General features: G+C 71.6%; 11 protein-coding genes. 4 read left to right on the top strand and 7 right to left on the bottom strand.

Going from position 1 to position 11,837, the window contains the following annotated elements; genetic code table 11:
* Positions 1 to 212: 212 nt before the first annotated feature.
* From AC2YHJ_RS24245 to AC2YHJ_RS24230, 4 genes are all read right to left on the bottom strand, one after another.
* Positions 213 to 1,115, bottom strand: coding sequence for a hydroxymethylglutaryl-CoA lyase (locus AC2YHJ_RS24245; RefSeq protein WP_487398761.1), 903 nt, complete (start codon positions 1,113 to 1,115; stop codon positions 213 to 215).
* A gap of 86 nt (positions 1,116 to 1,201) precedes the next feature.
* Positions 1,202 to 2,464, bottom strand: coding sequence for a Glu/Leu/Phe/Val family dehydrogenase (locus AC2YHJ_RS24240; protein ID WP_487398760.1), 1,263 nt, complete (start codon positions 2,462 to 2,464; stop codon positions 1,202 to 1,204).
* A gap of 227 nt (positions 2,465 to 2,691) precedes the next feature.
* A complete protein-coding gene (locus AC2YHJ_RS24235) occupies positions 2,692 to 3,219 on the bottom strand; it encodes a biotin transporter BioY (protein WP_487398759.1) in 528 nt (175 codons plus the stop codon).
* Positions 3,220 to 3,242: 23 nt separating this feature from the next.
* A complete protein-coding gene (locus AC2YHJ_RS24230) occupies positions 3,243 to 4,445 on the bottom strand; it encodes a CaiB/BaiF CoA transferase family protein (RefSeq protein WP_487398758.1) in 1,203 nt (400 codons plus the stop codon).
* Between the two features lie 235 nt (positions 4,446 to 4,680).
* Here AC2YHJ_RS24230 and AC2YHJ_RS24225 point away from each other — a divergent pair, with 235 nt between their 5' ends.
* The 4 genes from AC2YHJ_RS24225 to AC2YHJ_RS24210 all read left to right on the top strand — a co-directional run bounded on the left by AC2YHJ_RS24225 (position 4,681) and on the right by AC2YHJ_RS24210 (position 8,458).
* Entirely contained in the window at positions 4,681 to 5,091 is a 411-nt protein-coding gene (locus AC2YHJ_RS24225) for a globin family protein (protein WP_487398757.1), read from the top strand.
* 189 nt (positions 5,092 to 5,280) lie between these two features.
* A complete protein-coding gene (locus AC2YHJ_RS24220) occupies positions 5,281 to 5,466 on the top strand; it encodes a hypothetical protein (protein ID WP_487398756.1) in 186 nt (61 codons plus the stop codon).
* The gene (locus AC2YHJ_RS24215) at positions 5,466 to 6,863 is read left to right on the top strand and encodes an amidase (protein WP_487398755.1); all 1,398 of its coding nucleotides are present in this window, start codon (positions 5,466 to 5,468) and stop codon (positions 6,861 to 6,863) included. Before AC2YHJ_RS24220 ends, AC2YHJ_RS24215 begins: the two co-directional genes overlap by 1 nt.
* A gap of 17 nt (positions 6,864 to 6,880) precedes the next feature.
* On the top strand, positions 6,881 to 8,458 hold the full coding sequence (locus tag AC2YHJ_RS24210) for a hypothetical protein (RefSeq protein ID WP_487398754.1): 1,578 nt from the start codon (positions 6,881 to 6,883) through the stop codon (positions 8,456 to 8,458).
* Between the two features lie 251 nt (positions 8,459 to 8,709).
* Here AC2YHJ_RS24210 and AC2YHJ_RS24205 read toward each other — a convergent pair whose 3' ends face one another.
* From AC2YHJ_RS24205 to AC2YHJ_RS24195, 3 genes are all read right to left on the bottom strand, one after another.
* Positions 8,710 to 9,843, bottom strand: coding sequence for a YbfB/YjiJ family MFS transporter (locus AC2YHJ_RS24205; protein WP_487398753.1), 1,134 nt, complete (start codon positions 9,841 to 9,843; stop codon positions 8,710 to 8,712).
* A gap of 54 nt (positions 9,844 to 9,897) precedes the next feature.
* On the bottom strand, positions 9,898 to 10,158 hold the full coding sequence (locus AC2YHJ_RS24200; RefSeq protein ID WP_487398752.1) for a hypothetical protein: 261 nt from the start codon (positions 10,156 to 10,158) through the stop codon (positions 9,898 to 9,900).
* A gap of 78 nt (positions 10,159 to 10,236) precedes the next feature.
* Positions 10,237 to 11,640 (bottom strand): sensor histidine kinase, encoded by a 1,404-nt coding sequence (locus AC2YHJ_RS24195; protein ID WP_487398751.1) that lies wholly within the window; start codon positions 11,638 to 11,640, stop codon positions 10,237 to 10,239.
* Between the last annotated feature and the right edge of the window lie 197 nt (positions 11,641 to 11,837).

Raw genomic sequence — 11,837 nt, 5'->3', positions numbered from 1 at the left:
CGGCGCGTTGCCGCCGCCATATTCGGTCACGATGGTGCCATCCGGCGCCGCCTCGGCCCCGGTCGCCGGCGCGGTGGCTGTCGGCGCGCTGCCGTCAGGCGCGCAGGCGGCGAGCAGAAGGACGAGCAGGGCCGGGGCGTATCGCATGCGCCACGATAGATGGGGTGCCGGTGCCGCGCACGAAAGAACGCGCAGCGCAGGGCGGCGGCGCGTCACGCCGCCTGCCGGGCGGCCGGCACCGCCCGCATGCGCCCGCCTGGCACCGCGCCCGGAATGGCGGCCGCCATGTCCGCCGCGACGAGCAGCCGGTTCCAGGTGACGCCGGTGGCAACGCCCATGCGGCGGAACATCCACACCACGTCCTCGGTCGCCACATTGCCCGTGGCGCCCGGCGCGAAGGGGCAGCCGCCGATGCCGCCGGCGGCACTGTCGAACACTCGGCACCCGGCCTCCCACGCGGCGGAGACATTGGCGACGCCCATGCCGTAGGTGTCATGGCCGTGGAAGGCGAAGCGGTGGCCCCATGTGCCGATGGCATGGCGGAAGATGCGGCCGACCTGGTCCGGGCTCGCATTGCCGGTGGTGTCGGCGAGCGCGATCTCCATCTCCGGATCGAGGGCGACGATGCGCTCGATCCAGGGCAGCACCTCGGCTTCCGGCACGACGCCGTCGAAGGGGCAGTGGAAGACACAGGACAGGTTGAAGCGGATCTTCACACCCTTGGGCGTGTCCTTCACCAGCTTCGCCAGTTCCTCGAAGGATTCCTCCCGCGTGCGGTTGAGGTTCGCCTTGTTGTGCCCGGCGGTAGCCGACATGAAGAAGCCGAGCCGGTCGGCGCCGTGTTCGATCGCCGCGTCGAAGCCGCGACGGTTCGGCACCAGCACGGTTGATTCAAGCCCGGGCATCGTCTTGCAGGCAGCGAGCACGATCTCCGTCTGCGCCATCTGCGGAATGGCCTTGGGCGAGACGAAGGAGCCGACTTCCATGCGCCGCAGCCCGGCGTCGTAGCAGGCCTGGATCAGGGCGATCTTGGCCTCGGTGGAGACGGGGGCGCCGGTGATCGACTGGATGCCGTCGCGCGGGGCGACCTCGCTGATGATGGCGGCGTCGGTCATGGGATCCTCCTGGTCTCGTCACCCCTTTTCCCACGGCTCCGCAGGCGGCGCGAGGGGCCAGCGCGGCGCGGCCCCTCGCGTTGCGATCAGCCCGCGAAGAATTGCTGCGTGCCGTGCGCCTCGATGGCCTGGGCCAGCCGCCCGAGGGCGTGGACATAGGCCGCGGTGCGCGCCGAGACGCCCTTCTCGCGCGACAGCGCCCAGATCTTCGTACCCTCGCGCTCCATGATGGTCTTCAGCCGCGCATGGATGTCCTCGAGCGTCCAGTAGTAGCCCTGCCGGTTCTGTACCCACTCGAAGTAGGAGACGGTGACGCCGCCGGCATTCGCCAGGATATCGGGCAGGACCACCACGCCCTTGGCGTCGAGGATGCGGTCGGCCTCCGGAGTCACCGGGCCGTTGGCGAGTTCCAGCACCACCTTGGCGCGCAGCGTGCCCACATTGCCGACATGGATCATGTCCTCGAGCGCGGCCGGCACCAGCAGGTCGCATTCAGTGGCGAGGAGTTCCTCCTCCGACACGCGGCACACGCCCGGGGCATCGAAGGTGCTGACCGATCCGCCCTGCGCCTTCAGCGCGACCAGCCGATCGACGTCGAGCCCCGCCTCGCAGGCGATGGCGCCGCGGGAATCCGAAATCGCGACGATGCGATGGCCGTCGGCGGCCAGCATCTTCGCGATGAACTGCCCGGCATTGCCGAAGCCCTGCACGGCGACGCGCATGCCGGCCGACAGGCCGAGTTCCGCCGCCAGATGCTTCACCAGGTAGTAGCCGCCCCGCGCCGTCGCATCGTCGCGGCCGACGGACCCGCCAAGGGCGATCGGCTTGCCGGTGATCACCGCCGGCACGGGCTCGCCACGGATGGAGGCGTATTCGTCCGCCATCCAGCCCATGATCATGGAGTTGGTGTAGACATCGGGCGCGGGAATGTCGCGATCCGGCCCGATCACCTTGGAGAAGGCCTGGACATAGGCGCGCGACAGCCGCTCCAGCTCCGCCTTCGACAGCGCGCGCGGATCGAGCTTCACCGCGCCCTTCCCTCCGCCATAGGGCAGGTCCATCACGGCGCACTTCATGGTCATCCAGAAGGCGAGGGTCTCGACCTCCTCGGCCGAGGCGTCGGGGTGGAAGCGGATGCCGCCCTTGGTCGGGCCGCGCGTGTCGTCATAGCGGCAGCGCCAGGCGAGGAAGGACTTCCGCGACCCGTCATCCATGCGGATCATCAGCCGGACCTTCGTCATCTCCCGCGCATACTTCAGGCGCTCGATGACGTCCGGGTCGATCTGGATATGGCGGGCGGCTTCATCGAGGCGCGACAGCGCCCCGCCAAGGAGTTGTCCGTCGAGCATGAGTCCCAGCATCCTTCGGTGAATTATTGGGCAGAAACCGGCCCTATTTCCGGTCAATCTGCCCAATTACTCACCAATGATCGCCGGGCACAATGGGCAACCATGATGAAGCATGCGTGGCCGGGAACGCCATCGGCGGTGTTCCGCGGCTGCAAGGGAGGGTCGCACGGGCTCCCCCTCCCCATTTCGAAGAAATTAGTCCCGAACCGGACTTTTCTGGCAATTCGTCAGCCGCGCCGAACCGCCCGCAGCGTGGCGAAGGCCAGGGCGGTCTTCACCAGCGTGCCCGGCACGAACAGCACGAAGCCCACCATCGCCGCGCGCTCCAGCCCGACGAAGCCCGCCAGCCAAATGACGCCCGGCACGAACAGCACCAGATGCGCCGCGGTCAGCATGGCGGCCTGGCGCAGCGCGCCCCGGCCGACCTGCCCCGCGATCCACGCCGCCGGCAGGAAGCCCAGCAGGTAGCCCGCGGTCGGCCCGGCCAGCACCGGCAGGCCGGCGGCCCCGCCGGCGAAGACCGGCAGCCCTGCCGCGCCCTCGGCGATGTACAGAGCGACGCTCGTCACGCCGAGCCGCGCGCCGCCCAGCGCGCCGAGCAGCAGCACCGCCAGCGTCTGCAGCGTCGCCGGCACCGGCCACATCGGCAGGCTGATCTGCGCCGAGGCGGCCAGCACGGCCGAGCCGAGCAGCGCCATGCCCCAGAAGCGCGCCGTCGCGGCGCCGCGCGCGGCGGTGGTCGTGGTCGTCGTCATGCGTTGCTTTCCTTCGTATTGCGTCACGCCGAGAGCGGCGTGGTTTCTCCCCGCTCGAGCGCGGCAAAGACCTTGTCGTTATGCGCACCGGCCGCGACGCCGGGCCAGCGCACCATCTGCTGCGGGCTGACGCCGTCGAAGCGGAAAGGCGCGGCGGGGTGCAGCACGGGGCCGAGCAGCGGGTCGGCGACTTCCATCACCCAGCCGCGGTCGCGGAAATGCGGATCGTTGGCGCAATCGGCCATGTCGAACAGGCGCGAACAGGGCACCTCGGCGGCTTCCAGGATCGCCTCGGCATCCGCCGCGGGTTGCGTGCGCGTCCAATCGGCGATGGCGGCATCCAGTTCCGCGACGTTCTCGCAGCGCCCGGCATTGTTGGCGAAGCGGGGATCTTCGGCCATGGCGGGCCGGCCGATCGCCGCCATCAGCCGCTTGAAGATCAGGTCGGAATTGCCCGCGACGCACAGCCATTTGCCGTCCGCGCAGGGGTAGGTGTTGGTCGGCGCCGCGGTCTTGATCGCCGCGCCTTGCGGCTGCCGCACCCAGCCGAACAGGCCGTATTCGGGCAGCATGCCCTCCATCAGCGAGAAGACGCTGCTGACGAGGTCCACATCCACCACGCGCCCCTTCGCCGCCGGGTCGCCCTTCACCTGCCAGCAGGCCGCGACCACCGCCATAGCGCAGTACATGCCGGCGAGGTCGTCGCTGATCGACACGCCGCAGCGCGGCGGCGGGTATTCGGTCTGGCCGGGATTGGCGGTCAGGTGGCGCAGCCCCCCCATTGCTTCGCCAATGGCGCCGAAGGCGGGCTTGTCGCGATACGGCCCGCCCTGGCCGTAGCCGGAGATGCGCCCGATGACCAGGCGCGGGTTCGCCGCATGCAGCACGTCGGGGCCGAGGCCGATGCGTTCGAGGTAGCCGGCGCGGAAATTCTCCACCAGCGCGTCGGCACGCTTCAACAGGGCGACCAGCCGCGCGCGGTCCTCGGGCTTCTTGAGGTCGAGCGTGACCGACAGCTTGTTGCGCCCATGCACGCTGAACCAGACGGCGTTGCCCTGGACGTTCGACCCCCAGCCGCGCACCGGGTCGCCGTCGGGCGGTTCCACCTTCACCACCTCGGCGCCCAGATCGGCGAGCAACCGGGTCGCGAAGGGCGCGGCGATGTAGTGGCCGAGTTCGACGATCTTCAGCCCGGCGAGCGGCAGGTTGGGTGCGGCATGCGTCATGGCGGACCCATACGCCACAACGCGACGCCGGAAAATCGCCCCCGGGCAAGCCTTGGGCAATCTGGCCGTCCGGTCATGGCCGGGCGGGGGCCGTCTTCCGCCCCGGCCTCGTGGGCGGCGCGGGTTACTTCCGCACCCTCGTCCCGATCGTTCCTGCTGCTGGAATGATCCTTGCTCGCTCCATGGCCGCGCCACACCCGCCGTGGCGCTTCCACGATCCGACCAAGGAGATGTCATGTCCCCTGAACAGACGCGCATCGTGCAAGCAACGTGGAAGCAGGTCGTGCCGATCGGCGATACCGCTGCCGACCTGTTCTACGACCGGTTGTTCGAGATCGACCCGACGACGAAACCGCTGTTCAAGGCCGAGACGCTGCCGGAACAGAAACGCAAGCTGCTGGTGATGCTGAGCACCGTGGTCGCCGGGCTGACGCGGCCTGAGGAGATCATCCCGGCCGCCGAGGCGCTGGCCCGCCGTCATGCGGATTACGGCGTGCAGGACAGCCAGTACGACAGCGTCGGCGCCGCCCTGCTCTGGACTCTGGAACGCGGACTTGGCCCGGCCTGGACGGACGAGGCGCAGCAGGCCTGGGTCGCTGCCTATACCCTGCTGTCGGGGGTGATGCGCGGCGCCGCCACGGCCTGATGCCGGCCAGCCGTTCGGCTAACTGGGCACCGGAGGCCTTGCTTCGCGCGCGGCCGCCACACCAACCCCACGCGGCATACCCGTCCGGCCGCCGGATCGCCGCACGCCTGCCATCCTTGTCCGGCAACTTCCGCGCATGCCGCTTTTGCGGCAGTTTGCCGGACCCGCAGGGACAAGGATGGCGATGGCATGACCGACGACGAAGCGCTCGCCCGTGCCGCGGGACTCGGCACGCCGTGGCGCGGCCGCGAGGCTGAGATCGCCGAGGCCATCGGCCATGCGCGCCGCCTGGCCGGCGCCTTCGCCCGCCCGGCCGATGAGACGGCCGAACCGATCCCCGCCTATGCCGTGCCGATGCCGAAGGCCGCCCGCTGATGGCCGTCGCGCCGCATGAGATGACGCTGGCCGAGGCCTCCGCCGCCATCGCCCGGCGACGGATCTCGCCGGTCGAATACCTCGATGCCCTGCGGGCGCGCTTCGACGCACTGGAACCGCGGCTCAACACCACCATCCTGCCGCTGTGGGACGCTGCGCGGGAGGATGCGAAGAAGGCCGGGCGGCGCATCGCGCGATCCGGCCCGCGTTCGCCGGTCGATGGGCTGCCGATCGGGCTGAAGGACATCATCGACCTCGCAGGCCATGTCACGACCTGCCATTCGCGCCATCTGCTGGGCAATGTGAAGCAGGCGGATGCGGCGGTGGTCGCGCGGCTGCGCGCCGCCGGGGCGGTGTTCCCGGTCAAGCTCGCGACGCATGAATTCGCCATCGGCGGGCCGGCCTTCGACCTGCCCTTCCCGCCGGCGCGCAACCCCTGGAACACGGCACATCATCCGGGTGGCTCCTCCTCCGGCTCGGGGTCGATCGTGGGGGCGAACATCCTGCCCGCGGCACTCGGCACGGACACCGGCGGATCGGTGCGCCATCCCGCGAGCCATTGCGGCATCGTCGGCATGAAGGCGACCTACGGCCTCGTGTCGCGCCGCGGCGTCTTCCCGCTGGCATTCACGCTCGACCATGTCGGGCCGATGACGCGGGACGTGGCATCGAACGCCTTGCTGCTCGGCGCCATCGCCGGCCATGACGCGGCCGATCCCGGCAGCGCAGCACGGCGCGCGGAGAACTACGCGCGCCACCTGAAGAAGGGCCTGAAGGGCCTGACGATCGGCTTCGTCCGCCATTTCCACGAGACCGACCAGCCCGCCGCGCCGGAAATCGCCGCCGCCCTCGAAACCGCGGCCCGGCTGCTGGCGAAGGAAGGGGCAAAGATGAAGACCGTGACCCTGCCCTCGCTGAACGAGTTCGCCGGCGTGAACCGCGCCATCCTGCTGTCCGAGGCCGCCGCCATCCACGGGCGCTGGCTGCGCGAGGCGCCGGAGGGCTACGCGAACCTCACCCGCAAGCGCCTCGCCCCCGGGCTGTTCGTCCGCGCGGAGGACTACGTCCAGGCGCAACGCCGCCGGCGCGAACTGATCGCCGCGGTGGAGGACGCATTGGCCGGCGTCGATCTTCTGCTGACCGCATCCAGCATGGACCCCGCCTGCCGCATCGATGACGAGGAGGCGGTGGAGATCACCTATCCGCGCCAGGCGCGCACCCCCTTCAACGTCACCGGCCATCCGGCGCTGACGGTCATGTGCGGGCTGTCCCAGGCCGAAGGGCTGCCGCTCGCCCTGCAACTGGTCGGGCGCTTCTTCGAAGAGGCGACAATCTACCGCGCCGCGGCCGCCTATGAACGCGCGGCACCATGGAAGGATCTCCGCCCCGCGCTGTGAGGCGCGCGGCGGCAATCATGAGCCCGGACAGCTCCATCGTCAGCCAGGTCGCCCCGCCGCCCGCGCGCGGGCTCGTGCTGCCCTCCCCACGGCTGCGACGGCTGCTGCGCGGGGCGGCGGTGCCGGTCATCCTGCTGGTCGCCGCGGCGCTGCTGCGCGCCTTCTCCTTCGTGCCGGCGGTGATCGACACCGATGAAGGCCTGTACATGGTGCAGGCCCGCGAATGGCTGCACGGGAACTGGCCACTGGTCGGCGTGTGGGACATGCACCCGGTGGGCGCGCCGGCGCTGTTCTCGGCCACCATGTGGCTACTGGGTGAATCGATCTGGGTGTTCCGGCTGCTTGGCCTGATCGGCACCTGGCTCACGGCCTGGGCGCTGTTCGCCATCGTGCGCTTCGCCACGGCACCGCCCGCGCTGGGGTTGGCGGCGGGGCTGCTCTACCTCGCGCACACCACGTTGCTCGGCGGGCTCGCGACCAATACCGAGATCCTGTTCGCGCCGCTGGTCGCCTGGTCCATGGCGTTCGGCCTGCGCGGCGCGCGGCGCGCGCTGGAACACGACGAAGCGCCACCCTTCTACAAGATCCTCGCCATGGGTCTGCTGATCGGCTCCGCGCTTGCGATCAAGCCGGTCGCGGTGTTCGAGGGCTGCCTCGCCTGGGCGCTGCTGGTGGGCCCGGCGCTGCTGCGCGGACTGATGCGCTGGCGGCGCGTCTTCGCCTATGCGGTCACCTACGCGGTGCTCTGCGCCACGCCGACGCTGATGCTTGGTGCCGCCTATTACGCGCGGGGCGAGTTCGACGCCTTCGTCACGGGCACCTTCCTCGCGCCCCTGCGTTACGCCGGCGGGCGGGTCGGGTTGGCGGATGCCAGCCGCTTTTCGCTGATCGTGGTGATGATCCTGCTCTGGGCCTTCGCGCTGGTGCCGCCCGCGCTGATCCGCGCGCCGGTGAAGCGCGGGCCGGTGGCGCTGCTGCGCTGGGTGGCGATCGCCTGGTTCATCGCCGCCACCGGGGCGGTGATCATGCCTGGGATGTACTACCAGCATTACTTCCTGATCTGGCTGCCGCCGCTCAGCCTGCTCGCGGCACTTGGCGCGCGGCGGCTGGCGCGGGCGGCGCGGCCGGGGCTGGTGGTGCCGGCCTTCGCGCTGCTGGTGGGCGGCGTGGCACTCGATGCCTGGCGGTCCTCGACGGTGCCGATGCTCTACAGCGCGATCGGCCTGGGCGGCCCGGACCCGGTGCGCGAGGTGGCCGCCGCGATCCGGCGCGAGATCGATCCGGGCGATCACGTCTGGATCGTGAACTACCACCCCGCGCTCTACGTGATGTCCGAGGCCGGGCTGGCGACGCGCTACGCCTTCCCAGGCCAGCTCGTCGGCCCGTACTGGCGGGTGACGGGCATCGACCCGAATGAGGAGGTCGAGCGCATCCTGGCAAGCAATCCGCAGGTGATCGTGGTCGATCGCGGCTGGTGGCCGCGGGTCCGCCCGCGCATCGCGACCATGATCGAGGAGGCGCTGGCGGAACGCTACGACCTCGCATCCGTGGTCTACGAGGATCGCGGCCCGGTCGAGGTCTGGCGGCTTCGCTGAAACCGGCGAAGCCGGGTTCAGCGGGTTTTTGCATGCCCTCAGACGGCGGGCGCTCTGGGCGCGGTCGCGCTTCGCGCTCGCGGATCGCGGCAACGCCGCGATCCGATGGGGCCGGGCCGGCCTTGGCCTGTCGCGCCGTGGTGCCTGCGCAAGCTGTTGTTCGGTTTCGAGCGGTGGCGCGCGCATCCACCGGCCTCGGCTGCGCTCCCGGCCTGATGCCGCGCATCAGGCCGCTTGGATGGTGAGGACGGCTATCGCGCCGGCCGGTCGGCCATCGCCACGATCAGCGACAGCACCGACAGCAGCAGCCCGGCGGCGAAGATCGCCGCATGGCTTTCCCCCGTGGCACCGAAAATCGCGGCCATGACGAAGCCGGTGGCCGCCTGCGCCACCGCGAAGGCCGCGGTGACGCGCACCCAGACCAGCCCGGCCTCAGCCCCGGCGCGCTCCCGCGCGGTGGCGAGCGCGACCGAGGTGACGCCGACCGCCGCCACGCCTGACAGCAGGCCCGAAACCACCAGCCACGCCACGCCGGGCAACAGCGCGCTGCCAAGTGCCGCCACCTGCATCGACAATGCCAGCACCATCGCCCGCCGCCCGCCGATGCGGTCCGCCAGCGCACCACCGGCCAGGCTGCCCGACAGCGCGCCGATGCCGAACACCACCCACATCAGCCCGCCCGCCCGCACGCCAAGCCCGTGCCCGCGCGCCGCCAGATCCGCCAGATAGACCATCGGCGGCACCAGCCCCGCCCCGGACAGGCCATAGGACAGCATCAGCAGCCGCACCGGCGGCAGGCTCCGACGGCCCTGCCGCGCCTCGGCCGGGGGCGGCGCCGGCCAGAAGCGCCGCGCCAGTGCCCACAGCAACAGCGTCGCGCCCGACAGGCCGAGCCAAGCGGCGGGAACCCCGTGCCCGACCAGCGCGGGCACCAGCAGCGCGCCGAGCGTGATGCCGGAACCAACCCCCAGCAGCACCACCCCGCCCGCCACGCCGCGCCGCTGTGCCGGCACCACTGCCTGCACCGCCGGGCCGGCCAGCGCCATCAGCACGCCGCCCGCCACCCCGGCCAGGCAGCGCCACAGCCCAAGCCAAACCAGCCCGCCCTGCCAGGCGCAGCAGGCCGCCGCCAGCGCGGCCAGCGCCATGCCCGCATCCAGCGCACGCGGCACGCCGAGCAGCCGCGCCACCGCCCGCGCCGTCAGCGCCCCGGCCAGGTATCCGGTCAGGTTCAGCGCCCCGAGCAGACCGGCCCCGGCGCCATCCACCCAGCCCGCCGCGACCATGGCCGGGAACAGCGGCACATAGGCGAAGCGCGCGAGGCCGATGCCCGAACAGGTCGCCGCCGCGCCGGCAAGCGCGGGGGCTAGGAGAAGGCGGGCCATGGTCGTGCGCCGATCATGCGCGACGCAGAGGCGCCGGCGTTGCCCGCCGCCTCGCTAAGGCTGCATCTGCGCGGCGCGGATCGCCCGGCGCAGCTTCGCCACGCCGGTGCGCGGATGCCCGGTCTCGCACAGGCGCAGGCCATCCTCAGCCAGCCTCCGCACCGCCTCGTCCCGCGCACCGGGCAGGTCGCCCAGCCGATCCGCCAATTCGGTGCAGTATTCCCGGCTGTCAGTGGTGACCCGTGGCGTCGGTTCGCCACCGGCAACGAGATCAGGCGTGACGAAAAGCAAGGCCAAAGGCAGGAACGCGCGCATCCGCGCCACCATGCGGGGGTCCGCCTAGCCAACCGGTGACGCCCGCATGAACCCCCGTTCATCGGCGCACCCGGCCGGTCACGCCCAGCCGAGCCGGATCGAGGCCCGCAGGCCGGGTGGCACCTCGCCCGGCGTCGCGTCCTGCAACACCAGGTCGCCGCCATGCAGATGGGCCACCGCCTGCACCAGCGACAGGCCGAGCCCCGACCCGGGCGTCCCGCGGGACGCATCGGCGCGGAAGAAGCGTTCCCCGGCGCGGGCGCGGTCCTCGGGCGGCAGGCCCGGCCCGTTGTCGGCGACCGTCACCTCGACCCCTTCCCGCGGGCCGGGGCGGGCGGACAGCCGCACGCTGCCGCCGGTCGGCGCGAATTTCAGCGCATTGTCGAGCAGGTTGCCCACCGCCTGGGCCAGCAGGTCGCGATCGCCCACCAGGTCCAGCCGCTCGGGCAGGTCGATCTCGATCACCTGGCCACGGCTTTCCGCGACCACGCCGTAGAACTCCGCGACATCGGCGAGCACCGGCGCAAGATCGAGCGGCGCGAAGGCAGCACGCCGCGCGCCGGCCTCGGCCTCGGCGATGCGCAGCAGCGCCTCGAACACGCGGGAGATGTTGTCGAGGTCGGTGATCCCTTGTTCCATCGCCGCGCGCAGCGCCTGGGCATCGCCGGTGCCGGCGAGCGCCTCCTCCATCTTGGCGCGGGCGCGTGCGATCGGCGTGCGCAGGTCGTGCGCGATGGAATCCGATACGCCGCGGATGCCTTCCATCAGCCGGTCGATGCGGTCGAGCATGGCGTTCATGCTCTCCCCCAGCCGGTCGAATTCGTCGTCGCGCCCCGATGACGGCACGCGGCGGGACAGGTCGCCGGCGGCGATGGCGCGCGCCGTCTGCGCCGCCGGGCGCAGCCGGTGTTCCAGCGCGCGGCGCAACACCGCCGCGCCGAACAGGGCGAACGACGCCGCGGCGGCGGCCGACCAGGCGATGCCCTCCGCCAGCAGGGCGCGCAGGCGCTGCTTCTCATCCACGTCGCGGCCGATCAGTACGCGATAGCCGTCGAGGCCGACGGTGTAGGTCCGGGCCTCGACCTGCACGCCCTCGCGCGCGACCAGCGCGACCGACCAATCCCCCTCGTCGCCCGCCTCCGCGGGCCAGCGGTCGAGATTGCCGGCCAGGCGCCGGCCGGCCGGATCGACCATCAGGTAGATGGCGTGGTTCTCGACATCGGCGGCGAGACGTTCGGCGATCGCCTCGGCCAGGCCGGTCGGCCCGGCCTCGCGCCAGCGTTCCGCCAGGCCGAAGGCATCGGTGCGCAGCGCGGCATCGGTCTGGCGGTCGAGCGAACCGGCGGTGGCGAACCACAGCACCAGCGCGAACAACAAGGCCGAGAAGCTGAACACCCCGGCGAACAGCAGCGCGAAACGAAAGGACGCGCCGCGCAGGAAGCGCAGCAGCGGATCCCAGGCGCTGGCGGCCGCGCTAGGCACGGGCCGAGCGCAGCAGCGGCGCGCGAACGCCAAGCGCGCGGATGTATGCGCCCGCGCTTGGGGCCAGAAAGAGACACAGTGCGGGGCACCATGGCGCCACAGCTAACGGTCGGTGCGGCCTCATCGGATCGCGGCCTTGCCGCGATCCGCGAGCGCGAAGCGCGACCGCGCCCGGACCGTCCGCCGCGCCCAACGCG

Source organism: Roseomonas sp. SRI_022 (assembly GCF_057586215.1).
This window is presented reverse-complemented; position numbering and strand designations above follow the sequence as displayed.

Bases quoted from the DNA above. Each gene is read 5' to 3' on its own strand.
- AC2YHJ_RS24230 (WP_487398758.1), bottom strand. From the start codon at position 4,445: ATGACGCATGCCGCACCCAACCTGCCGCTCGCCGGGCTGAAGATCGTC.
- AC2YHJ_RS24220 (WP_487398756.1), top strand. From the start codon at position 5,281: ATGACCGACGACGAAGCGCTCGCCCGTGCCGCGGGACTCGGCACGCCG.
- AC2YHJ_RS24245 (WP_487398761.1), bottom strand. From the start codon at position 1,115: ATGACCGACGCCGCCATCATCAGCGAGGTCGCCCCGCGCGACGGCATC.
- AC2YHJ_RS24200 (WP_487398752.1), bottom strand. From the start codon at position 10,158: ATGCGCGCGTTCCTGCCTTTGGCCTTGCTTTTCGTCACGCCTGATCTC.
- AC2YHJ_RS24205 (WP_487398753.1), bottom strand. From the start codon at position 9,843: ATGGCCCGCCTTCTCCTAGCCCCCGCGCTTGCCGGCGCGGCGGCGACC.
- AC2YHJ_RS24215 (WP_487398755.1), top strand. From the start codon at position 5,466: ATGGCCGTCGCGCCGCATGAGATGACGCTGGCCGAGGCCTCCGCCGCC.
- AC2YHJ_RS24210 (WP_487398754.1), top strand. From the start codon at position 6,881: ATGAGCCCGGACAGCTCCATCGTCAGCCAGGTCGCCCCGCCGCCCGCG.
- AC2YHJ_RS24225 (WP_487398757.1), top strand. From the start codon at position 4,681: ATGTCCCCTGAACAGACGCGCATCGTGCAAGCAACGTGGAAGCAGGTC.
- AC2YHJ_RS24235 (WP_487398759.1), bottom strand. From the start codon at position 3,219: ATGACGACGACCACGACCACCGCCGCGCGCGGCGCCGCGACGGCGCGC.
- AC2YHJ_RS24240 (WP_487398760.1), bottom strand. From the start codon at position 2,464: ATGCTCGACGGACAACTCCTTGGCGGGGCGCTGTCGCGCCTCGATGAA.